Annotated in this window: 23 protein-coding genes and 2 pseudogenes; 20 read left to right on the top strand and 5 right to left on the bottom strand. The window is 53.1% G+C overall.

The window, feature by feature from the left end; all coding sequences use genetic code 11:
• Positions 1–62: 62 nt before the first annotated feature.
• The 6 genes and pseudogenes from VN24_RS28550 to yunB all read left to right on the top strand — a co-directional run.
• Positions 63–638, top strand: a pseudogene (locus VN24_RS28550) (amidohydrolase family protein); the annotation flags it as partial.
• A gap of 75 nt (positions 639–713) precedes the next feature.
• Positions 714–1,352: an adenine deaminase C-terminal domain-containing protein gene (locus tag VN24_RS28545; RefSeq protein ID WP_338012237.1), complete on the top strand. Its 639-nt coding sequence runs from the start codon at positions 714–716 to the stop codon at positions 1,350–1,352.
• 124 nt (positions 1,353–1,476) lie between these two features.
• Positions 1,477–2,418, top strand: a complete 942-nt coding sequence (locus VN24_RS03025; protein WP_238590813.1) for an AraC family transcriptional regulator — start codon at positions 1,477–1,479, stop codon at positions 2,416–2,418.
• A 20-nt stretch (positions 2,419–2,438) separates the two neighbouring features.
• Positions 2,439–3,824: an ADP-ribosylglycohydrolase family protein gene (locus tag VN24_RS03020; RefSeq protein WP_045669224.1), complete on the top strand. Its 1,386-nt coding sequence runs from the start codon at positions 2,439–2,441 to the stop codon at positions 3,822–3,824.
• Between the two features lie 213 nt (positions 3,825–4,037).
• Positions 4,038–4,202, top strand: a complete 165-nt coding sequence (locus VN24_RS03015; RefSeq protein WP_045672909.1) for a DUF1328 domain-containing protein — start codon at positions 4,038–4,040, stop codon at positions 4,200–4,202.
• 741 nt (positions 4,203–4,943) lie between these two features.
• Positions 4,944–5,915 carry a sporulation protein YunB gene (gene yunB, locus VN24_RS03010; RefSeq protein ID WP_420798594.1) on the top strand — a complete coding sequence of 324 codons (972 nt, stop codon included), beginning with the start codon at positions 4,944–4,946 and terminating at the stop codon, positions 5,913–5,915.
• Between the two features lie 2 nt (positions 5,916–5,917).
• Here the strand turns inward: yunB and VN24_RS03005 are convergent, their stop codons facing one another.
• On the bottom strand, positions 5,918–6,985 hold the full coding sequence (locus VN24_RS03005) for a M23 family metallopeptidase (protein WP_045669223.1): 1,068 nt from the start codon (positions 6,983–6,985) through the stop codon (positions 5,918–5,920).
• Positions 6,986–7,075: 90 nt separating this feature from the next.
• On the opposite strand from VN24_RS03005, the gene lipA reads away from it, so the two are divergent.
• Positions 7,076–7,999 (top strand): lipoyl synthase, encoded by a 924-nt coding sequence (lipA, locus tag VN24_RS03000; RefSeq protein WP_082083592.1) that lies wholly within the window; start codon positions 7,076–7,078, stop codon positions 7,997–7,999.
• A gap of 93 nt (positions 8,000–8,092) precedes the next feature.
• Complete coding sequence (locus VN24_RS26760) at positions 8,093–8,917, top strand: YutD family protein (protein WP_082083591.1); 825 nt, start codon at positions 8,093–8,095, stop codon at positions 8,915–8,917.
• Between the two features lie 175 nt (positions 8,918–9,092).
• Here VN24_RS26760 and VN24_RS02990 read toward each other — a convergent pair whose 3' ends face one another.
• Positions 9,093–9,893, bottom strand: coding sequence for an NAD kinase (locus VN24_RS02990; RefSeq protein WP_045669222.1), 801 nt, complete (start codon positions 9,891–9,893; stop codon positions 9,093–9,095).
• A 92-nt stretch (positions 9,894–9,985) separates the two neighbouring features.
• Positions 9,986–11,086 carry a sporulation integral membrane protein YlbJ gene (ylbJ, locus tag VN24_RS02985; RefSeq protein WP_045672905.1) on the bottom strand — a complete coding sequence of 367 codons (1,101 nt, stop codon included), beginning with the start codon at positions 11,084–11,086 and terminating at the stop codon, positions 9,986–9,988.
• A 618-nt stretch (positions 11,087–11,704) separates the two neighbouring features.
• Here ylbJ and VN24_RS02980 point away from each other — a divergent pair.
• Both VN24_RS02980 and VN24_RS02975 read left to right on the top strand, forming a co-directional pair.
• Positions 11,705–12,100, top strand: a complete 396-nt coding sequence (locus VN24_RS02980; RefSeq protein WP_045669221.1) for a globin domain-containing protein — start codon at positions 11,705–11,707, stop codon at positions 12,098–12,100.
• 6 nt (positions 12,101–12,106) lie between these two features.
• Positions 12,107–12,802, top strand: coding sequence for a DUF2225 domain-containing protein (locus tag VN24_RS02975; RefSeq protein ID WP_045669220.1), 696 nt, complete (start codon positions 12,107–12,109; stop codon positions 12,800–12,802).
• A gap of 128 nt (positions 12,803–12,930) precedes the next feature.
• On the opposite strand, the gene VN24_RS02970 is transcribed toward VN24_RS02975, so the two are convergent.
• Positions 12,931–13,167: a hypothetical protein gene (locus VN24_RS02970; RefSeq protein ID WP_045669219.1), complete on the bottom strand. Its 237-nt coding sequence runs from the start codon at positions 13,165–13,167 to the stop codon at positions 12,931–12,933.
• A gap of 134 nt (positions 13,168–13,301) precedes the next feature.
• Positions 13,302–13,442, bottom strand: a pseudogene (locus VN24_RS28020) (YycC family protein); the annotation flags it as partial.
• A gap of 347 nt (positions 13,443–13,789) precedes the next feature.
• On the opposite strand from VN24_RS28020, the gene VN24_RS02960 reads away from it, so the two are divergent.
• The 10 genes from VN24_RS02960 (at position 13,790) to VN24_RS28660 (ending at position 22,887) form a co-directional block, all read left to right on the top strand.
• On the top strand, positions 13,790–15,601 hold the full coding sequence (locus VN24_RS02960) for a M3 family oligoendopeptidase (RefSeq protein WP_045669218.1): 1,812 nt from the start codon (positions 13,790–13,792) through the stop codon (positions 15,599–15,601).
• Between the two features lie 159 nt (positions 15,602–15,760).
• Positions 15,761–16,408, top strand: coding sequence for a CBS domain-containing protein (locus VN24_RS02955; RefSeq protein WP_238590812.1), 648 nt, complete (start codon positions 15,761–15,763; stop codon positions 16,406–16,408).
• Between the two features lie 17 nt (positions 16,409–16,425).
• A complete protein-coding gene (locus VN24_RS02950; RefSeq protein ID WP_045669216.1) occupies positions 16,426–17,229 on the top strand; it encodes a pyruvate, water dikinase regulatory protein in 804 nt (267 codons plus the stop codon).
• Between the two features lie 39 nt (positions 17,230–17,268).
• Positions 17,269–18,234: a class II fructose-bisphosphatase gene (glpX, locus tag VN24_RS02945; protein WP_045669215.1), complete on the top strand. Its 966-nt coding sequence runs from the start codon at positions 17,269–17,271 to the stop codon at positions 18,232–18,234.
• 245 nt (positions 18,235–18,479) lie between these two features.
• Positions 18,480–19,145 carry a fructose-6-phosphate aldolase gene (gene fsa, locus VN24_RS02940; RefSeq protein WP_045669214.1) on the top strand — a complete coding sequence of 222 codons (666 nt, stop codon included), beginning with the start codon at positions 18,480–18,482 and terminating at the stop codon, positions 19,143–19,145.
• Positions 19,146–19,827: 682 nt separating this feature from the next.
• Positions 19,828–20,079 (top strand): hypothetical protein, encoded by a 252-nt coding sequence (locus VN24_RS02935; RefSeq protein WP_045669213.1) that lies wholly within the window; start codon positions 19,828–19,830, stop codon positions 20,077–20,079.
• A complete protein-coding gene (locus VN24_RS02930) occupies positions 20,015–20,968 on the top strand; it encodes a CpaE/TadZ family protein (RefSeq protein WP_158453638.1) in 954 nt (317 codons plus the stop codon). Before VN24_RS02935 ends, VN24_RS02930 begins: the two co-directional genes overlap by 65 nt.
• Complete coding sequence (locus tag VN24_RS02925; RefSeq protein ID WP_045669211.1) at positions 20,943–21,188, top strand: hypothetical protein; 246 nt, start codon at positions 20,943–20,945, stop codon at positions 21,186–21,188. Before VN24_RS02930 ends, VN24_RS02925 begins: the two co-directional genes overlap by 26 nt.
• Positions 21,189–21,358: 170 nt before the next feature.
• Positions 21,359–22,465 carry an IS200/IS605 family element RNA-guided endonuclease TnpB gene (gene tnpB / locus VN24_RS02920; protein ID WP_045669210.1) on the top strand — a complete coding sequence of 369 codons (1,107 nt, stop codon included), beginning with the start codon at positions 21,359–21,361 and terminating at the stop codon, positions 22,463–22,465.
• Positions 22,462–22,887: a hypothetical protein gene (locus VN24_RS28660; RefSeq protein ID WP_193790095.1), complete on the top strand. Its 426-nt coding sequence runs from the start codon at positions 22,462–22,464 to the stop codon at positions 22,885–22,887. The genes tnpB and VN24_RS28660 overlap by 4 nt, the downstream gene beginning before the upstream one ends.
• Positions 22,888–23,328 lie beyond the last annotated feature (441 nt).

Below are 23,328 nucleotides of genomic sequence, written 5' to 3'. Positions count from 1 at the left end.
TTCGAACAGCTCCGGCTTCCGGATTAGCTCCTGCCACAGCCACTGAGCATCGGCTTGAAGCGGAGCATTTGGAACCGTTGTACAAGCATCGCCGGGTGCTCGGATTGGGCGAGGTCATGAATGCGCCGGCCGTGTTGAACGGGGACGCCGCGATGCTAAGCAAGCTGGCCTCCGCCGCCGCTCTAGGCAAATTAATCGACGGCCATGCGGCCGGTTTGGACGCCGATGCCATTAACGCCTATATGACGGCGGGCATCCGGACCGACCATGAATGCACGACGGCTGCTGAAGCGTTGGAGCGTGTACAGCGCGGCATGTATGTGATGCTGCGCGAAGGCTCCGCCGCCCGCGATTTGCAGAAGCTCATTCAAGCGGTCAATCCGCAAAATGCAAGGCGGTTTCTGTTCGTTACGGATGACAAGCATCTGGACGACCTCATTCGCGAAGGAAGTATTGACCATAATGTCCGCCTGGCGATCCGCTGCGGCGTCGATCCTGTATTGGCCATCCAGATGGCAACGATTAATGCGGCGGAATGCTTCCGGCTGGAACGTAAAGGAGCCATCGCTCCCGGGTACGACGCCGATATCGTCATCCTGGATGACTTGGATACTGTGGCGATTTCAGGCGTTTATAAAGCGGGCAAGCTGATAGCTTCGAACGGTACCTTTATACATGAAGAACGTTCAACGGCAGAAACGCCTTCGAGTCTAATGGATACCGTTCATATCAACACGCTCTTCGCCGACAACCTGAGCATCCGCATCCACCACGACTCGGCAATGGCCAACGTCATCGGGATTATCCCGAACAGCATTCATACCGATCATCTTGTTGAGAAGGTTAATTTGGACGAGAGACGGTATTTTCAGATTTCAACGATTAAGGATCAGCTGAAGCTGGTTGTGGCGGAAAGGCATCATGCAACGGGTAACGTTGGGCTAGGTATCGTAAAAGGTCTCGGTCTTGCATCGGGGGCGATCGCCTCAACGGTCGCTCATGACTCGCACAATATCGTAGCGGCGGGAACGAATGACGCGGATCTGCTGCTGGCCATTAATACGATTGCAGCGATGAAGGGCGGTATCGTAGTCGTGGAAAATGGAAATATATTGTCCTCCCTTCCGCTGCCGATCGGCGGGCTTATGTCGGACCGGGATTATGAAGCAGTCTATTCCGGTCTGGACCATTTGAACGACGCGCTTCGGACGATCGGATTCAAAGGAGATTACAACCCGTTTTTGACGTTGTCTTTTCTGGCGCTCCCCGTAATTCCGGAGTTGAAATTAACCGATTTGGGATTGTTCCATGTTAAATCTTTTGCGCATACGGCTGTGGATGCGGATGTTTAAGAAGAAACGAATGATCGAAAAAGCCTTGCTCCGTAGGGCTTTTTTTTTGCACTTTCGTGCGTTGAAAATCGGAAGATCCTCTCCATAATGTACAAGTGAAATACGTTCGCAAGCGTTGTATAGTATGGATAAAATAAATGATTTCGTGCAGATTGGGGAGATGGCGTTGGCTGCGGACAAGCCGGTATATATATTTGAATGGTCACCGAAAACGGAAACCGACCGTTTTCATTCCCACAATCATTTGGAACTCGGGTACTGCATATCGGGTTCGGGAAGCTTTTATTTTGGCGAAAAATCGTACAGCGTCGGACCCGGGGATGTGTTTGTCGTGAACAACCTGGAACGGCATGCGGCCGCGTCCGATCCGATAAATCCAAGCAACTTTTACTTCGTATTCTTTGATCCCCGCATCATTGAAGCGGTCGATTCCGAGCTGCTTCAGCCGTTTATTTACAGGCCGGGTCATTTTACGTATAAAATTGCTGCGGGTGAACCTGCGGCCGTTCAAATCGGGTCTCTCATTCGGGAAATGTGGCAGGAATATACAGCGGGACAAGAGGGGCACAAAGGGGTGATGCTCGGCCAGTTGATCCAGATTAGCGGCCTGCTTATGCGTCATTACGGCCGACACACATCAGGCAAGGAATGGCAGCATGCTTTGCACGATTATTACCGGCTGATCCGGGCGCTGGACTTCATCAAATCCCGTTTCCGCGAACCGATTACGCTGAGTGACGTGGCGGGCGTCATGAATATTAGCCCTTCGCGGGCGCGGCATTTTTTCAAAGAGAAAATGGGTGAAGGATTTAAGGAATATGTGACGCGGCTGCGGATTGGGGAAGCGAAAAGAATGCTCGCCGGCACGAATCTGCCCATTTCGGATATCCTCTATGAATGCGGCTATGAAACGACGGCCCCTTTCTACCGTGCATTCAAAAAGCATACCGGCGTTTCTCCTGCGGAATACCGGAAGCGCGAATCGAGAATAGCCCTTTTTGAGAAGATGGAGATCGATATCGAGAAGACAATGCACAGCACCGAACCTATAATGAAGCTAAAATAACCGGATAGGAGCGGGATCGGATGGCTGGCTGGGATTCGTTGAAATATTTGGTGCAATTCGAAATGATTCAACGCGGGGAAGAAGGCTGCAATGTCGATGGGTTTACGGAAAAGCTGTCGCAGGCTGGGGACGATGAGGAGAAATTGATGGAGCTGTACGAGGAGATCGCCGTACTCCCCGTCGATCCGTCTTTTCCTTACGATGAGCCTTCGGAATTGGACGAAATTCGGAAGCAGCGGCCTTCAGGTCCGAGAAATTTACATGCGGAGCTGACGGACGAGCAATGGCTGGACCGGTTTTACGGAGCGTGGCTCGGCCGGGCGGTTGGCTGCGCGCTGGGGAAACCGCTGGAAGCTCTCTGCTTCATGGAAGGTTCGGATAACAGGGCCGGCTGGGAAAATATTAAGCTATGGTTCGAAGGCGCGGACGCCTGGCCGATTCGCGGGTATACGCCCGGACGATCCCGTGCGGCGGAGCAATACGGACTGCAGCTTGCGCCGTATGGCAAAAAAAGCGAACGTGAACAAATCCGCTTTATGGAAAGCGACGACGACATCCGTTACACCGTTCTTGGTTTGATGCTGCTGGAGCAAAAGGGAGCGGATTGGGATTCGTGGGATATCGGCAAGCTTTGGCACAACAATTTAACTTACGGTCAGGTGTGTACGGCCGAAACGCAAGCTTACTTGAATTTCGCCCAGGTGACGAGCTTTTTTGAACAGGAGGAACCGGCGGATTGGGCCGTGAAAAATAACTGGGTGCGGACGCATCTCAATCCGTACCGTGAATGGATCGGCGCCCAAATCCGAGCGGACGGCTTCGCGTACGGAGCGGCGGGACACCCGGAATTGGCGGCGGAATTTGCCTGGCGGGACGCTTCTTTCTCGCACGTGAAGAACGGGATATACGGCGAAATGTTTGTAGCTGCTATGATCGCGGCGGCTTTCGCGGAATCCGACGCCGAAAAGCTGGTGGAAATCGGGCTGAGCGAGATTCCAGCCGGCTGCAGGCTGTCGAGCGATATTCACCGGGCCGTCGATATCGCCCGGAAAGCGAAAGATCAGATCGATCTCGTGAGGCAAATTTGGGAAGCGTTCAACCGCTATAACCCGGTTCATACGAACAATAATGCCGCGCTCGTGGCGGCATCCCTTATTTTTGCCAAAGGCGATTTCGAAACCGCCGTGACGACGAGCGTCCTTGGCGGCTGGGATACGGATTGCAACGGAGCGACCGTCGGATCGGTAATGGGAGCTATGCTCGGGGCGCAACAATTGCCGCAGAGCTGGACGAGCAAGCTAAACGATACGTTGTATGCCGAAGTAGTCGGTTTTCACCCGATCCGCATTTCGGAATGCGCGCAGCGAAGCTATGATGTGTTCCGCCGCATCCGGCAGACGGTTTGATCAAGTCGGGGTCGCTAAACGCGGTCTCTCATCTTCGAATGGCTCCGAAAGGAGCTTTTCTCATAATTTGGATTTGATCCGGTCATAATAAGGTCAGCTCGGTTCTCCGGAATCGATTGGGATGGGACGAGCATGAAAGAAGTTTGAATGCCCATTTACGGGGTTAAAAGAACACAAGCGCTGAAAACTAACTTGGAAAGCAAGGTGACAACGATGTTAGGATGGGCCTTACTGTTTCTTGTTGTAGCGATCGTAGCCGGGATTTTCGGTTTCTTCGGCATCGTCTCCGCAGCGGTGGGCGTAGCGAAAGTATTGTTCTTCGTATTTCTGATTTTGTTCGTCATTTCATTGATATTCGGACGGCGCAGCAAAGCTTAGATACGCCGGTCCGTAATAAGGACGAAAGCGGCTGACTTCCCGGTCTGCCGCTTTTTCACCACAGATAGAATTTATAAATTTCGCAGTTGCGAAAATCAAATTCTATCTTGGCGATAAAACCTACCTTTAAACGCGGTCGCTCATCTCTGAGAGGCCTCGATAGAGGTTTTCTCATTGTTATGAAATTATGCGAATCTAAGAATCGTGGATAAAGCGCATCGCTGGCAGCGCTAGGGTCGCAGGTTCGCCCGTCGCACCTCGCGCGGGGAACTGCGCCTGCGACCTTCGAAAACTAACGGCGCGCAAAGACCTTATTGTGTTCAAAATGCCCTTTTGCAAAATGTAACTGCTGCGAAAGACCTTATTTGATCGTTTCCGCTCAAACAGGGCGATTATTGCAACCAATAGCTGCGCCCATCTCCGTTAGAATTTCAAAGGGGTCATTTTCATTAAAATAGCGGCAATGGCAGCCGTTAGGAAATAACCTGCCATCCATCGACTCCCTCATCCGGAATGAATCGAACCGGGCTGAATCGAACGGAGCTTATACGTGCGGTATCACTGATCTCTGGGGGAGGAATGAGAGCTTGTAGAAGCAGGAGACACGTTCTTCCGGCCGTTCAGCCTTGAATGGCGACAGCCGCTTTTTTCATATCCTCCCGCCCCGGCTTGCCCTTCTGTTTTGTCCCGGCCTTGCATATTGTCATAGTGATGCAGATCCCAGGATGAAAGGAAAAGGGGGTGTGCCGCTTGGCAAAATGGGGGCGAAGAAGCTGGTTCGCGTTTCCGATCCGGCCGGTACGAAAAATGAGGCTCTCCGGCAGGCGTCCTCTGCGGACGCCGGCGAAACAAACCCGGCGCTGGCAATCGCGGCCGCTTCGCAGCGGAGGAAGCTGGACTGCAGGCAGGAGGGCATCGAAGCCGGGAAGCAGGCGCAAGCGATGGATCATTATCATTATGCTGCTGTTTCTGGCCGGTGCGGTGGAATCGTTCATTTTTGTAGAGCGCAACCTGAGGCCGCCGCTCATGCAGGTAGCCAAGCTGCGCGTGAAGCAAATCGCCACGCAGTCCATCAACAAAGCGATCACCGATCAGGTGGCCACCGAGTCCGATTTTGAAAAACTGATCGATTGGAAAACGAATAACGAGGGTAAAGTTTCGGGCTTTATGCTGAACTACGCCGAGCATATGAAGATTACGACGCAGACTATTGATACGGTACAGTCAACGCTCGTGAACATGAAGGAAATAACGGAGCATGTTCCGGTCGGCCAGGCGCTCGACAGCGCGATTCTGGCTTCGTTCGGGCCGCGTATGCCCGTTAAGTTCGAACCGCTCGGAAGCGTGCAGGTGGAGCTGAATACAAGGCAGAAAGATGCCGGAATCAATATGATTTTGGTCGAAGTCTATATTCATATTAAAGCCGAGGTCGCGATCATCATTCCGTTTGACACCGAACCGGAGGAAGTGGAATCGGAGATTCCGATTTCGTATCTGCTTGTCGTGGGCGATGTGCCGATGTATTACTATGACGGCAAAGGGAATCCCGTCGGCGATTCCGCCGCAGGGGCTCCGGCGCTTACATTGCCTCCCGCTTCCATGGAAGGCAGCGGAGAAATTCAGCCGGAAGCTAAAAAAAGCGGAGGGGATACACCCGCCTCCGCAGGAACAAATCCAGGAGCCGCAGGGTCTGCGGCGGGCGAAACGCAGTAGGGTTATGGATTGCGTTTGGCGGACCGGAGCCGCTGCAGCTCTTCGCGTTCCCAGCGGTGCAGCAGCGGATAAGGGTCGAAAGCCCATTCTACCCAGCCGCGGTCCCGATAGATGCCGTAATGCAGATGGGGTGGAAATTTGCCCTGAGTACCCGGTTTGCCGTAGCCGGAGCTTCCGACCCACCCGATCGTCTGTCCGGGAGTGACGACGTCGCCTGCTTCAAGCTTTTTTTCAAACCCTGACAGGTGGGCGTAATAATGATATCGGTTGTTGAGGTCACGGATGCCGATTCGCCAGCCGCCGTAAGCGTTCCATCCTTTAATTTCGACAATTCCGTACACTGTACTGCGGACCGGGAGCCCGTGATGGGCGAAAATATCGGTTCCTTCGTGAATGCGGTATCCGCCCCAGCTGCGGGCGGTTCCCCAAGTGCTGCGGTATGAGTATTGGCTCTTTACGGGCAGCGGAAAGGAACCTTGAAATAAATCCAGCCTGTCAAACGTTTCATACAATTTGGCAAACTGCTTCACCCGTTGAACGGAGCGTATGTTGTGGTAGTACTCCCATAAGCCGATTGCAAAATCTTCCTGTGAACTGCCGTAACGAAGAAGCGCCGCAGCTTCGGAATAAAGCAGGTCGGCATCGTTGGTTCGTTCGGCTTTGCCGTCGCCATCCCCATCCCGGCCGATTCCGTTAAATACGCGGATCGACTTCGGGTTGCTGTCGCCTTTGTCGGGGTTGAGCTCGCCGGCCCACTTTTCTTCGCTTATATAAACGCCGGCCCATTGTCCCAGCTTAGGCCTCTCTTTCGGTTTGGCATCGGAGAGCGTGCGCTCATATTGATCGATGGCGGCCAGCTGGTACCAGGCAAATCCGGTAAGCAGTGCCATTCGGTCGTATTCAAGCCTGCGTTCGTGCAGTCCGCCGTCTTCCGTCCCGTGGGTCTGGGATTTTGTGCCGGACTCGGCACCGGATGCTTGCGCGATCGCCGCACCGCCGGCAGCGGAGAAGACGAGCCATGAAACGGTTACCGAGAGCAGGGCGGCGGCAGCCGGATATTTCCGCAGCATAAGCTTGTTTCACCTCCTGAGTATGCTGTTATGATCCGCAAATCATTGGTTTTTATCCGAAACATGCTATAATAAGCAAAGACGGAAAGCATGAACAACCGTATCTACGAGACGAAAGAAGGGGAACGGATGAGTAAAACGACCGATAAGGCCCGTAAACCGGACTGGCTTCGAATAAAATTGACCACTGACGGCAATTATGCCGAAATTAAAGATATGATGCGTTCCAAGACTTTACACAGCGTATGCGAAGAGGCGCGCTGCCCCAATATTTATGAATGCTGGGCGAACCGTACCGCCACCTTCATGATTTTGGGCGATATCTGCACGCGCGCTTGCCGTTTCTGCGCCGTCAAGACCGGTCTTCCGACCGAGCTTGATTTGCAGGAGCCCGAGCGCGTTGCCGAAGCGGCGGAACAGATGGGTCTGCGTCACTGTGTCGTCACCTCCGTTGCCCGCGACGATCTTAAAGACGGAGGCGCTTCAATATTCGCGGAAACGATCCGGGCGATCCGCAGACGCCTTCCGCTTTGCAGCGTGGAAGTGCTCATTCCCGATTTTATGGGTAACTGGGAAGCGTTGCAAATCGTAATGGATGCGAATCCCGATATTTTGAATCATAATATCGAGACGGTGGAACGCTTGTCGGACCGCGTGCGCGCAAAGGCCAAATACAACCGTTCAATCGAGCTGCTGAAGCAGGCCAAGGCGATGAAACCGAACATCCCGACGAAGTCGAGCATTATGCTCGGGGTCGGCGAAGAATGGGACGAAATTATTAAAGCGATGGAAGATCTGCGCGCGGTGGACTGCAATATTTTGACGCTCGGTCAATATTTGCAGCCGACGCCGAATCATCTGGAAGTGGAGCGGTATGTGCATCCCGATGAATTCAAGCAACTGAAAGAGGAAGGGCTGAGGCGCGGATTCAGTCATGTCGAGTCCGGTCCGATGGTCCGGAGTTCGTATCATGCGCATGAGCAGGTACAGTCGGCGGCTGCATCTCAAGTATAATCGCAAGAGGATGAAGCGCTGCGGCACGATTTGTTCAAAAGTAGCTTACGAAGTGGTTTTGCTTTCCGCAAACCTTAAGGAGTTGGAAAATCGTTGATTCTGATCGGCGGCAAATCCTATGAATTGGTGCATGAACATAAAAATGCCTGGAACCCCGAAGTGTTTCGAGAGCGGTACAGCGAAGTGCTGGACCGGTATGACTTCATCATTGGCGACTGGGGATACAATCAGCTGCGGCTGAAAGGTTTTTTCCGGGACAATCATCCGAAAGCAACCAAGGACTCCGCTTATTCAGCAATTATGGAATATGTGAATGAGTATTGTAATTTCGGCTGTGCTTACTTTGTTTTGGAAAAAACCGGCCACGTCCAGGGTCAGAAGGATACCGTCTTTGGGGATCCGGACGGCTTAGAGCTTGACCCTGGCCTTGGGGAAGGACTTGGAGAAAGCAGGCGGGAAGAACGGCAGACTGTCGGTTCAGACGAACGGATCGAACCGGTCCGGCGTGAGTACCGTTCCAATGGTGACAGAGAGCGGAGGAAGGATGCTTCGGCTGCTCCTTCGCTTCCGGTTAAAGATTCGGCTGGCGCAGGCGGCAAGGATGGGGCGGCAAAAGGCGCAAACGGCGGCCGGAAGGCGAGCCAGCCGCCTTCCGAGCGGAAGAAGGACGGGAACAACGGATCGCCTAAACGATCCAATCCAGCGGGCGGAGACCGTAAGGAGCAATTGCTGGGGGGCAACCGCAAAGAATCCGCCGCATCGGCGGAGCGTCGGGACAATAGCGGCGGTGTACCGGTTTCATCGGGAGGCAAGCGCAAACCGCCTTATGCAGGCGAACGGCGCCAACAGCAGGGCGGGGACAAGCAATCCTCGCAGGAAGTTTTCCATTCGAACCGCGCAAGCTCCAGGCAGGAGTAACGTTTTCTTTGGTTGTTTTAAAGATGAACCGGTCAAAGGGCTGCCCTTGACCGGTTCGTTTGTTTGTGCGGTCTTCCGCCTGCTTCATAAGCAGAAAATAAGCTGCTCCCACTCATGAAACGAAGAGGGGACAGCTTATTTAGCAGCCAAACGATGATGCGCTTGTTCGGTATCGTTAATCGAGCTCGGTATAATCGATGAACGCATCGCGGACCCGGTTCCAGAACGGAAACGGCCGATAGCGCGCAAAACTGATTTTGCGGGGCGCCACGCTGCAGCGGATGGAACGGATATCGTTGCGCTGGATGCTCAAGTGGTCGATCGTCAGCAGCAGACGCTGATCTTTCTTGGAAATAATGTCGCAGTGATGATGCTGCGGCAAAATAATGGATGTTCCGAGCGTCCGGTACACCCGGTTGTTAATCGAAGCAATCTCCGCAAGCTGGATGGAAGGAATGGAGGGGTGAATGACCGCTCCGTTCAAGCTTTTATTATAGGCCGTACTTCCGGATGGTGTTGAGATGACAAGCCCGTCCCCCCGGAATGTCTCGAGCTGCTCGTCATTAATGTTCACTTGCACGACGAGTGTGCCGTCTACGCCTTTAAGGGTAAATTCGTTCAATGAGATATATCCCGTCACGCCTTCCGGCGTCTCCAGCAAAATCTCCGCCAGCGGATACCGGACGATTCGCGGCCGCGTTTCAGCCATCATCCGGATCAGCTCCTCGAGTTCGTCTGCTTTCCAATCCGCATAAAAACCGAGGTGCCCGGTATGGATACCGACAAAAGCGACTTCGTCAACCCGTTCCAAGTACGTATGAAAAGCATGCAGCATCGTACCGTCTCCGCCAATGGAAACAACGATATCCGGCTCCTTGTCGTTTCGTGTAAAACCTCGTTCGGCGGCCAAAAGGTGGAATTTCTCGGTCAGTTCGTTGGAATATTTGTCGCCTCTGCTTAAAACTACGTAGTTCAAGGGTGGAAGCTCCTTCCGCTCTCGGTTATATCTTTGATGATAGCTGAAAACAGAAATGAAAACAATGTCGGAGCCTCCCGAATTTCAAACGGTCACGGTCCCAGCCAGCGCCACAGCAAATAAACGAGAGCGGAGGCGATCAGGCCGTGAATCAATCTGGCGGTCAAAAACGGCTTGTAGCGGAGATCGGTCCGGCTGAGCAAACTGGCAATTTGCGCATGGACCGATAATCCCGCCCACGATAAGACCCATGCGGCGGCAGCCGTCCGGTGCATCAGTCCGGTATCGGCTTCACCGGCGGATTTGGAGCCGAGCGTCACTTCGAACAGCCCGTTCACAATCGGGTCGGTGAGCGCCTGCGGCAGGCTGATCAGCTTGAGCAGATAGCGAACCGCTCCAGCTATCGCCCCGACAAACCCGGTTTGGCGAAGCACTTCCATAATGACCGAAAAAAAGACGACCAGGCCGCCGACGACGATCATCAGCCGCAGTCCCGATTGCACGGCGTCCCTCAGCAGCTCGCCCATATTGCGCCCGTCGAGCAGCCGCGCTTCATGCATCGCCCGGAACGCCTCGCGGATCCGGCTTCTTCGTCTTGCAGGCACCTCTCTGAAGGGCCTTGGTGAAGCTCTCCTTTGTGCAGTTCTGTTGCCGGCTGAAGCGGGAAGACGCCCGGAAGCTGATGCGGATTCGTCCGACATTTGGCCGGCGTCATGAAACCGCATCAGAAAACCGATCAGCAGCGCCCCGCCGTAATGCGCGGCAGCCAGAACGGGGGCTACCGCCGCATTTTGAAAAAAACCGACTGAAACGGCGCCGATCAGAAAGATCGGATCGGAGGAGGTGGTGAATGCGACCAGCCGCTCTCCCTCGGAGCGGTTGATCAGCCGCTGCTCCCATAACTGGGCGGTCAGCCGCGCGCCTACCGGATAACCCGACACATACCCCATTGCCACGACGAATCCTCCGATTCCCGGCAGCCGGAACAGCGGGCGCATGAGAGGATCGAGCAGCTTGCCCATAAAATGAACGACCCCAAACCCGAGCATCAGCTCGGAAATAACGAAAAAGGGGAACAGTGAAGGAAACAGCACCTCCCACCAGATCGCAAGACCGCGAACGGAAGAGGATAGTGCCGAACCGGGATATACCGCCATTAACAAAACGAAGAAAGCGGAGCTCCAGGCGATCATGGAGGCCGGCCGAATGAGATAACGCAGCAAACCGATCCCTCCCTGCAAATCAACGGGTAAATAATCGATGTCGGAAACTAGACATGCCTGTGCTCTATCAATATATGAACCGGAGGAAAGAGAAAGACATGTCCGGAATTATTCGAATAGAAAAAAATTTTTTACGATTAAAAGAAAACGCTTGCAAAAAGGGGTGTATTTCTGTCCTGTTTATGGTACAATAGAATCACCTCGACATGCTTGGAGTGATTGGATATGAGTATTATCGCCGGCATTCTGGTCTGCGCCTTTGTTTATGTGATCCGCGAGTCGTTAATGGCCCCCGGAGAAGAGGATTACGAAAGCTAATGTTTTATACTTATTCCATGACAAATGCCCGTATTAGCGGGCATTTTTTTTGTGAACGCGCTATCATGCGAGGAGAGGAAAGCCGTTCCGCTCTTTTGAATCCGAAGGAAACGATGTAAACTTAAGTCCCAAGAGACAAAGCGAACCATTTATCGCTTTTGTTGATCCCTTTTTCCTAAGTCATCGGTTTGAAATGAACAATAAATAGGACAATAGTTCGTAAATACCGATAATTATTTAATTCAAAATACCCAAAAATAGGAGGACAAAATGTCATTAAACAGGTATAATAGCCTATATGAACTGATTGGCGGTGCACCGACGATCAGGAAAATCGTGGAAAGTTTTTATCCGAAAGTTCAACGTGACGAGCTGATCGGACCGCTGTTCAAAGGAGATATCACGGCGGTAATGGAGAAGCAGTACCAATTTTTGACCCAGTTTTTTGGCGGACCCGCCCTTTATTCCGACCAGCATGGGCATCCCATGATGCGGGCGAGACACCTTCCTTTTCCCATTACGCCTGAGCGCGCCGAAGCGTGGCTGGGCTGCATGCGCTCCGCGCTTGTGGACATCGGCATGCCGGATGAATTGAGGGGAATTGTGATCGAAAGGTTGTCGGGGCCCGCCCATCATTTTGTCAATCAACCTTCCGAGGAGACGTGAACCGACATGGAGCCGCTTTATCAGACGAAAGTGCAATGCATCTGCTGTGAAACGGAGTTTGTCACTTCCCGTGTACGGCCCAGTTTTAAACGCGTCATTGCAACCGACACTGATTTTTGCGGCTATTATAATAACGCGAATCCGGACTTTTATGTCGTCAAGGTTTGTCCGGTATGCGGATTTGCTTTTACAGAGAACAGCCAGACCTTTCTGAACGAAAAAAAGAAAGCCGACTATTATCGCATCATCGGCAGGCATTGGAACGGCCGCAGCTATGGCGGCGAGAGGACGCTTGCCAAAGCGATGGATTGCTACAAGTTGGCGCTGCTGAGTGCGCAGGCGGTGGGAGAGAAAGCGCGCGTCATCGCGGGCCTGCTTCATCATATCGCCTGGCTTAACCGGTACGGCGGCAACCGTGAGCAGGAGAACCGCTTTTTGCGGTTTGCATTGGAGGCCTATCTTCTCACTTATGAGACGGAGGGTACCGAGCTCAACAATGCGAAACTGATGTACCTGATCGGAGAGCTTCACCGCCGTCTGGGCGAAAACAGCGAGGCGGTTCGCTGGTTCTCGCGCGTCGTAAACGACAAGCGCATTATGGATGCAACGATGATCCGCGCCTCGAGGGACCAGTGGCAGCTTATCCGGGCAGAGATGGCGGGGCTGGAGGACGCCTCTTATCTCGAAGCGATGCCCGGCTAATGAATGAGCCGATATTGAAAATTCCTTTTCTTAAACGAACCGATCAAGGGGCTATCCTTGGCCGGTTCGTTCATTTTTATCGCGCTGCACGCAGGGGTAATTTTTTGAAATAAATGCCAGCCCGGGCGTTATCCCCGCCGGCGCACCGCCGTATCGGTGAGCAAATAATCTTGATCGGCGTCTACCACCGTCAGCTTGCCGTGACAGCACGGGAAGACGAGCAGCTTCTTTTTACCCTGCGAAATTTCTTTAATTTCGCGGGGTTTTAATGGAAGCAGCACATTATCCGTGCCGCAAAAGGGGCAGGAAGCAAAAACATCTTTCATCATAACGTCATAAGGCCATGCGCGCTCGAACGGAATCATGTGCCCCGATTCCCCTCGGGTGTATCATCATCCGTTTCGGCCGTTTGAGAATCGCTATCGCCGGTAGCTGAAGAACCGTTTCCAGCAGCCGGTTCTTGCGGCAAGCCGGCGCCTTGCGTCGATTGGTCGCTGCCGGCATTTTCCGAACGGGCGAGCTCCGCCATTTTTTGCAACAAAATATGTTTCGGCATATGCATCAGATGCTCCAGCGGCACATTCAGCCGTTTGGACAGCATCAGGGCGGTTTCGGGAGAAATTTGCAGCGGCTTGGACATTTTTTTTGACCTCCTTAAGTTTTTGCGTAAGCAAAAACACTTCGAAAGCATAAGCTTAGTTTTTGCGTAAGCAAAAACACTTCGAAAGCATAAGCTTAGTTTTTGCGTAAGCAAAAACACTTCGAAAGCATAAGCTTAGTTTTTGCGTAAGCAAAAACACTTCGAAAGCTTCCTAACCTTCGTTCCTGTATGATATTGGCAAAACGGGTAACGATTCCGATATAATCTAGTTATACACCGAAGAGCAGAAGCAGTGCAAACTGACACGGGCGCCCGAAGTAATGCGGCACCACCATTGAACATGCGAATGAACTGGGTGCAGATTTTAGATTGGAGGGTGAAAAACGATGCAAACGACGTATCCGATGAAATGGAACCTGGATTCGCTCTACAAAGGCGGATCCGCCTCGGCCGCATTCGAAGCGGAGCTGAAAGGGCTTGAGGCCGACACGGCAAAGCTGGTGCAGTCGCTTCAAAGCGCTGCCGGCCCTGCGGACGAAGCGCCCGGGTCCAAGGGCGGAACGGCGGAACAGCTGAGCGAGTGGACGTCGGCGGCCCAATCGATCCTGCAGCGGCTGCGTCAGGCCGAGTCGTTTGTCGGTTGCCTAATGGCGGAAAATGTGAAAGATGCGGCTGCGGGCGTTCTGAACGGGCGAGTGCAGACGGTGATGGCGTCATTTTTAAGCGCAATGACCCGCTACGACGACCGGATGAGCAATACTCCAGACGAGCAGTGGGAAGCGTGGCTGCAATCCGCCGAGGCGGCTCCCGCTTCGTTTTATTTGCAGGAAAGACGGGAAGCGGCGCGCGACAAAATGGCTCCGGAGCTGGAAGCGCTGGCCGGACAGCTCGCGGTTGACGGATACCACGGATGGGGAGACCATTACAACACGATCGTGTCTCGGGCCAAATTCAACGTCCCGGGAGAAAACGGGGAGACGAAGGTGCTTTCCGCCGGACAAATGAATAACCGTCTTTCGGGCGGGGAGCGCAGCGTCCGCGCCGAAGCTTTCAGCGAGTGGGAGCGGGAATGGTCGGAGCATGCCGATCTGTGCGCCGATACGCTCAACCGGATCGCCGGTTTCCGGCTCAAGCTGTACGAGCAGCGCGGCTGGAGCTCCGTACTGAAGGAACCGCTTGCGATCAACCGGATGAGCGAGGCGACGCTGCAAGCAATGTGGAGCGCGATTGAAGAAGGCAAGCCGCTGCTCGTCAAATATTTGGAACGCAAAGCGGAGCTGCTCGGCCTGGACAAGCTCGATTGGCACGATGTCGAAGCGCCGATCAGTTCTGCTGCGCGCACCGTCGGGTACGACGAGGCGGCCGCTTTTATCCGCGAGCGGTTCCGGGAATTCAGTCCCGATCTGGCGGCGTTCACGGAGACGGCGTTTACGGAAGGCTGGATTGAAGCCGAGGACAGAGCGGGCAAACGTCCCGGCGGATTCTGCACCTCGTTTCCGAAAAGCGGGGAGACGCGCATCTTCATGACGTATTCCGGCACAGCCAGCAACGTGTCGACGCTCGCGCATGAGCTCGGCCACGGGTATCACCAGCATGTGATGAACGATCTGCCGCCTTTTGCCCAGGAATACGCGATGAATGTGGCCGAAACGGCTTCCACGTTTGCGGAAATGATCGTAGCCGATTCGGCGCTGAAGGCTGCTGCGGACGCAGAGGAGAAGCTGGCGCTACTGGAAGACAAGATTCAGAGTGCGGTCTCTTTTTTCATGAATATTCATGCCCGTTTTCTGTTCGAGACAAGGTTTTACGAGCTGCGGCGCCAAGGGACGGTTACGCGGCAGGAGCTGTGCCGGCTGATGGAGGAAGCGCAGCGGGAAGCTTTCTGCAATACGCTTGGTGAAGCTCATCCGCACTTTTGGGCGTCCAAACTCCATTTTTACTTGACCGATGTACCGTTTTACAATTTCCCATACACGTTCGGGTATTTATTCAGCGCCGGACTGTATGCGCGCTCGATCCGGGAGGGCGCTTCCTTTGCCCCCAAATATGTCGAGCTGCTGCGGGATACGGGCCGGATGACGGTGGAGGAGCTGGCATCGAAGCATCTTGGCGTGAAGCTGGAAGAACCCGGCTTTTGGCGGGAAGCTGTCGCCATCACGACGGCAGATATCGGGCAGTTTCTGGAAATGACGCAATAATTTGATCGCCGCACCTCGGAGGGGTGCGGTTTTTTGCATGAAAAATAGATGAGCATTTCTGCTTTATTATTGTATATTGATCCTTCATTATGATATATTACTTCTCGAAAAGACTAAATAATACGTACTATATGTTGATTGATATGCAGTATTTGTAGTATGGAGGTGGCAGGCATCAATCTTTCCCAACGTCAGATGGAATTATTGAATCTGGTCAAGCAGCACGCTCCAATAACCGGCGAGCAATTGGCGGAGATGCTTGGGCTGAGCCGGCCGACGCTGCGCTCGGACTTGTCGCTGCTTGTCATGCTGGGATTGTTGGATGCGAAGCCCAAGGTCGGTTATTTCCCCGGAAATGGTTACGGGTTCGGAAATGCCTCGCTGCAGCAATTCAAACGCATGAAGGTGCGGGAGATGATCGGCATTCCCGTCAACGTCACGGATACGCTGTCCATCCATGATGCGGTTGTGACCTTGTATTTGGAAAATGCCGAAACGCTGCTGGTGGTGAACGAAGCGAACCGATTTCTGGGTATCGTAACGCCGAAGGATCTGCTCAAAGTAACGCTCGGCAATGCCGCTGCCGGTACGATCCCGGTCAGCATGGTCATGACGCGTTATCCGAACATCGTAACTGCCGAAAGCGAAGATTCCGTTACCGACGCCATCCACAAAATGATTTCCCATCAGGTGGACTGCCTGCCTGTGCTGGAGCCGGGCGGGGGCAAGGAGCCGGAATTGACGGGATGGGTGACCAAATCGGGCATCCTTCGCCTGATATCGGATTTGTTCGCGGGAGCGGAATAGGAGGCGGTTGTCGATTTATGAAGCGCAAGAAAGTGATTTATTTGTGCTCCGACGCAAACGGGGATACGGCGGAGACGGTCGCCAAAGCTACGCTGCGCCAGTTTGAACCGGATGGAGTTCAAATGAAGCGGTACGGCAATTTGAGACACGAGGACGAAGTACAAGCTATCGTGCAGGAAGCGGCCGCAACGGGCGGCTTTATCGCCTTTACGCTCGTGCAGCCCGAGCTTCATGAGATGATGGTGGAAGAAGCCCGCAGGCGCGGCGTGCGTGCGGTCGATTTGCTCGGACCGATGATGCAGGCCTATGTCGATACATTCGGAAGCTATCCCAAGCATGAACCCGGCCATTCGATGGACGACAACTATTTTCGACGCATGGAAGCAATCGAGTTTGCGGTCAAATACGACGATGGAAAAGACGTCAGAGGATTGGCGCTTGCCCAGGTCGTCTTAGTCGGCGTCTCGCGCACCTCCAAAACGCCGCTGAGCGTATTTTTGTCGCACAAAGGCATTAAGGTCGCCAATTTGCCGCTCATGCCGGAGGTTAAGCTGCCGGAAGAGCTGCTGACGAACAAGTGCCGGCTTGTAATCGGACTGACCATGAACCCCCACCATCTTCTGCGCGTCCGCACCGAACGGCTGAAGGCGCTTGGACTTCCTTTTGAAGCGAAATATGCTTCGGTGGAGCGCATCCGGCAGGAACTGAACTATGCGGCGGAAGTGATGGATACGCTTGGTTGTCCGGTCATCGACGTAACGGAACGGGCAATTGAAGAAACAGCGGGCATTATTATAGAAAAGCTGAATGAAAATAGCTGATTGTGCGCAAAAGAATACAATGGATGGGGGAGATGCAAAATGGAACGCGAACTCGCTTTGGAATTGGCACGCGTAACGGAGCTGGCAGCGCTTGCAGCTGCGCCGTGGATGGGAAGAGGAGACAAGAACAGCGCCGACGGGGCGGCGACCGAGGCGATGCGCTCCATGTTTGACTCCGTCTCAATCCGGGGGACGGTCGTCATCGGTGAGGGCGAGATGGACGAAGCTCCGATGCTGTATATCGGCGAGCAGGTCGGCAGTATGCAGGGGCCCGAAGTGGACGTTGCTGTAGACCCGCTGGAAGGCACCGAAATTGTCGCAAAAGGACTGAACAACGCCTTGGCGGTGCTCGCTGTTGCCGGCAAGGGGCAGCTGCTGCATGCGCCGGATATGTACATGGAGAAGCTGGCGGTCGGTCCTGCTCTGGCCGGTAAGCTCAGCTTAAATGACCCCGTCCGCACGACGGTGGAAAAAGCTTCGCTGGCGCTGGGCAAGCCGATTCGCGATTTGACCGTCATGGTGCTCGACCGGGAGCGCCATAAAGATATCATCCGCGAGCTCAGGGAAACGGGAGTCCGGATCAAGCTGCTTTCCGACGGCGATGTTGCCGGAGCGATGGCGCCATCTTTTCCGGAAGCCGGCATTGATATGTACGTCGGCTCGGGCGGCGCGCCCGAAGGGGTGTTGGCTGCTGCGGCGCTGAAATGTCTGGGCGGCGAAATTCAAGGACGGCTGATGCCCGAAAACGATGAGCAGACCGAGCGCTGCATCGCGATGGGACTGACCGATCCGCGCAAGCTGCTCTACATTGACGATATGGTCGGGACGGACGACGTCATTTTTTCGGCTACCGGCGTAACGCCCGGCGAATTTCTCGGAGGCGTTCGATATCTGCCTGATCAACGCGCCGAAACCCATTCGATGGTGATGCGGGCCAAAACGCGCACCATCCGTTATATTCGTTCTTCGCACTATCTCCCGAACAAACCGCTGCTTAACAAATAATTAGCAAAAGTGACGTTTCGCAAAAAGCGGTTTTCGGTTAATAATATATATGCTGTCTTTATTTGCCTGTGGCGTATGATCTGCGCTTCAATGCGCGGACGCTGCCCCATGCGCTCACGGCCCTTTGCCGCGAGAAATCGCAAAAGTCGCGGGACCCAGTTCTGTTGCCGCCGCAAGGACCGTGTTCAACATTGATATGTAATGAAAATTGCATATAAATATATAATTTCTGGAGGGAACCAAAAATGAAATTTTTCTTGGACACTGCTAATGTTGAAGAAATCAAACGTATTGCCAAGCTTGGCCTTGTAGACGGAGTAACGACCAACCCGACGCTTGTTGCCAAAGAAGGCCGCGATTTTAAAGAAGTTGTACAAGAAATTTGCAGCATCGTTCCGGGTCCTGTCAGCGCGGAAGTTATCAGCCTGAAAGCCGATGAAATGCTGAAAGAAGCTCTGGAAATTGCCGAGTGGGCACCGAACGTCGTCATCAAGCTGCCGTTGACCGAAGACGGTCTGTATGCAACGCATGCCCTGTCCCAAAAAGGCATCAAAACGAACGTAACGCTCGTATTCAGCGCCGCCCAAGGTTTGATGGCCGCTAAAGCGGGAGCAACTTACATCAGCCCATTCGTAGGTCGCCTTGACGATATCGGCATGGACGGGATCGAGCTGATCCAAGATCTGAGCCAAATCATCCGCAACTACAACTACTCCACGGAAATTATCGTCGCAAGCGTGCGCAATCTGGAGCATGTGAAGCTGGCTGCCGTAGCCGGCGCGCATATCGCTACAATTCCGGGTTCGCTGCTGCCGACGCTCTGGAAACACCCGCTGACCGATATCGGCATCGAGCGTTTCCTGGCAGACTGGGAAAAAATGCCGAAAAAAGTAACGGAAGCTGTGAAATAATCGTTCAAAAATAAAAAAGGAGCGCCGGCGAAATGGTTTCGCCGGCGCTCCTTTTTTACCACATAAGAAAGTATAACGTTTCGCGCTTAACACTTTCTTATTTCTCATCGCGAAACGTATGGCCGCCGCTTTAAGACGACGGAAGCCGTTTCCGACAGGAAGATTTTTCTCATCTGAGCCAAATCAATAAAGCCGCAATGATCAGCCAGAGCGGGAGCGACACAAGAAGCCCCCATAGACAGCCTTTCGGGAAAGAATATTGTTGAGCCGGTTTTATGTCCGCTCACCGCCTTTCATCTGAAACTGGAATCGAAACCGCATAACGGACTGCCCAAGCGGAAAACGTTCTTTTGCTCTTCGCTCCCATCCGCTTGGGTCGATCGGAAGCTATACCGGCGTGCAGAGCTCAGGCAGCGGTTCCGCCTTGCCGCTAATTACGCACCGGGTGACGTCCGGAACGATCCCTTCTAATTACGTCTACATCTTCGTTGCGGTTGGATTCATATGCAGATAGAAGCTCCTCTAATTTGAATTATCGGTAAAGGGAACGTTTATGTTGACGGTTTATGGAATAACATGCTATATTTTTCTCAAATCTTATAACAGTATACACGGAAGCACCGTGAACGAACAGCGAAGCTGGTCGGTTCACGGTGCTTTTTTGTGCTTGGGAGGTGGGGAATTGCGCAAGCTTGATTTGATTCTCGCGGTCAAAGAAGCGGAATATGCGAGGAGGCTGGCCGATTATGTACGGGATCACGCGTTGGGCGAAAGCTGGCGGGTAACGGCGTTTACGAATCCGCAAGCGCTCCGCCAGTATTTTAAGGGAGGCTATCCGGCCGATTTGGTCGCGGCCGGGCCTGAAATGCTTGCCGATATCGGTGATTGCCGGCTGGATGCTCCAGTCGCCCCGCCTCGTTTCCGGCCCGGCTAAAGCGGAAGGGGAAGTGGCGCAGTTTCAGCCGCTGCCCGCTTTGCTGCAATCGCTTCTCGCCGTATACGGCGGCGCGGGCAGGCTGTTGGCGGAAGCGGGAGTCAGCAGGGGGGATGGAGCCGCAGTCATCACCGTATTCGACGCCATTGGAGGGCTGGGCAAAACGACGCTTGCGCTGCATTTGGCACGGCAGGCCGGATTGCGCGGCGAACGGGTTTTTTATTTGAATCTGGAGCTGTGGAATGCGACGAACCTGCTTCTTGACGGAGACTGCGGCACGGCGATGGCGGACGTGCTCTATCTGCTTCATACTCAGCCGGATGCCGCGGTCTCAAAACTCGGAGAACTAAGGAAGCATTGTGTCCGGATGAAAGCCGACTACTTTACGCCCGGCGTCAATCCGGAAGAAAGAATGTCGATGGGACCGGATGAAGCGGTAAAGCTGATCGGGCTGTTGGCCGGCTCGGGGGATTACGATCTGGTCATCGCGGATATGGACAGCCGGCTCAATCCTTTGGCGCTTGCCGTGTTTGGAGTCAGCGACGCCGTCGTATGGCTGGTAACGCCGTCGGGGACGGTTTGCCGCAAGACTGAGCTGGCGCTTGACTATGCCAGACGTAAATGGACAGATAAATTTCATCAAGCCGAGCGCAAAATCCGTTTTGTCAGCAATCGCTGCTCCTCCCGGCATTCTAACGAGCAGCAGGCCGGCAGTCCGCTGCTGAAGAAGATTACAGCCACGCTGCCGGAAGTGGACGAATGGAGCGGCGCGCCGAAGCAGGACATTTGGTCGGCGGCTCCCCACTACCGGGGAGCGGTCGAACAGCTGCTCGAAGCGCTCGGCAGGAAGGAGGGAAGCGGCTATGTACGGGGAGGATACGGTGCATGAGCTTAGGGATTTGATACGCTCCCGCATCAATTTGGGCGGGTCCGTTTCGGATGAAACGCTGATGCGTACGGTCGAACAGACGTTTATGGATTGGAAGGGCGGAGCCGAACTGACTTCTTTGCAGAAAGTCCGGCTCGTCCGCAGATTATTCCACTCTTTTCGCGGATTGGACGTGCTGCAGCCGCTGATGGATGATCCGACGGTTATTAAACAACCATGATTTAATTTTTATCATAAGTAATGGAGAAGACCCCCAGCTCTAGGCGAAGCGTAGATGGAGGAATGAATCAGCTTCGGGTGTGGTCCGACATTTGCTACTCCGAACCCGCGACAAACACGAACATATGTGCTATAATGGAAGTGAATACCAGTGAGAGGCGGTGACTCTTCTTGCACAAAGCATTCCGGTTTCGGATCTATCCCGATCGGGAGCAACAAACGCTCATTAACCAAACACTCGGATGCAGCCGATTCGTCTATAACCGTTTTCTCGCCCTTCGAACCCAAGTGTACGAGAATGAGCGGAAGACATTAACCTTTAGCGCTTGTTCCCGAAAGCTTACGCTGCTGAAGCGCGAATCGGGATTCGAGTGGCTACGGGAAGTGGATGCCACCGCCCTTCAAAGCGCGCTAGAGTCACTCGAAGATGCGTTTAAGCGGTTTTTTACCAAACAGAATCATTATCCGCAGTTCAAGCGAAAGCGTTCGTCCGAACAGAGCTATACGACCAAGAACAATAAGAACGCTATTCGTATTCAAGGAAACAGGATTCAACTGCCCAAGCTCGGTCTTGTGCGTTTTGCAAAAAGCCGTGAGATCGAAGGCCGCATATTATCCGCCACCGTTCGCCGGAACCCGAGCGGCAAATACTTTGTCTCGGTGTTATGCAAAATGCTCTACTGCCCCTATGTTCGGGTGGACAAAACGAAAAGCGTGGGCATCGATCTGGGCCTTAAGCACTTTGCCATCCTTTCTACGGGTGAAACCATTGACAATCCGAATTATTTACGGGGGTATGAGACGAAACTGGCCTTATGGCAACGAAGATTATCCCGCCGGCAAAAGGACGGTAAAAACCGTGCCAAGGCCCGAATGAAGATCGCGCGGCTACATGAGAAAATCGCAAACTGCCGCGAGGATTTCCTGCACAAACTGTCGATCCGGCTGATTCGTGAAAACCAAACGATCTGCCTGGAGAACCTGCAAGTGAAGAACATGATGAAGAATCATAAACTCGCGAAGTCGATTTCGGACGCGGCGTGGTCCAGGTTTGGCGACATGATTACATACAAGGCCGCGTGGCATGGCCGGAACGTCATCACCGTAAACAAGAGCTTCCCGTCAAGCCAGTTATGCTCGGTATGCGGCGAGCGAAACCGGGATGTGAAAGATTTAAAGGTGCGCGAGTGGATGTGTCCCATGTGCGGCACCCAACATAACCGCGACCACAACGCGGCGATCAACATCGAACGGGAAGGACTTCGTTTGTTGGAATGAAGGAAGTTGAACTGCCGGGACGGCAGGGATCGCCTGGTCAACTTCCTTTCGATAGAAGGGATTACCCAGGAATCCCCCCGCCTCTAAGTGAATGCGTAGGTGGTGGGAAGTTCAACGAACGCGAAGGCAGAATGACCTGGCTTCTTGCGACGATGTTTGAAAGCCGTGAGCGGCTTGAAGATTTAAACCAGTCCGTCGTTGCCAACGTGAACCGGGTTGAGAACAAGTCGACTCCGATCGTCGACGCCCGCCTGTTGGACGGGTCGATGGTGCATGTATTGCTTCAGCCAATGGCGCTTAAAGGTCCGGCGATGACGATTGCTTTCGGCTCGTATCTGCAGAAGCAGCCGATTATCTCCGGTATCTGGTTCGAGCCAAATACAATATTTTTATTAGTTGGTTATAGTTATTTGTGGGATTAAAAAAAAGTTAGATTGAATTTTATGATAACTTATTCTAGTGTAAAGGTGGAGGTTCAATGTTAATAACGAATAATCCGAAAAATAAAACTATAATATTTGAGGATGAAAAGATGGGGAGGATGACGTTCATAAGAGTGGGAAGATATTCTATAAGTATAAATATAGGTGATATCATCAATCTTTCTAGAGATATAATTGATCAACTATTAACATTTGACATTAATCTAGAATATGATGATCTTTTTCAAATCGTGGAATATCAAGATGACATAGATGAAGAGTTTATATTCATCAGAAAAATACACATATCGATAAATTAACCAACAAGTAAATACTAAACATTTAATCGAGCAGCGAAAAAAGCTGCTCTTTTCAATAATTTGGAAGTGTATAAAAACCCATTCTATTTGTTCCTCGCAATAATCCTAAGGTCGAAGATAG

Origin of the sequence: Paenibacillus beijingensis, assembly GCF_000961095.1 — a bacterium.
GTDB classification, from domain to species: Bacteria; Bacillota; Bacilli; order Paenibacillales; family Paenibacillaceae; genus Paenibacillus_O; species Paenibacillus_O beijingensis.
This window is presented reverse-complemented; position numbering and strand designations above follow the sequence as displayed.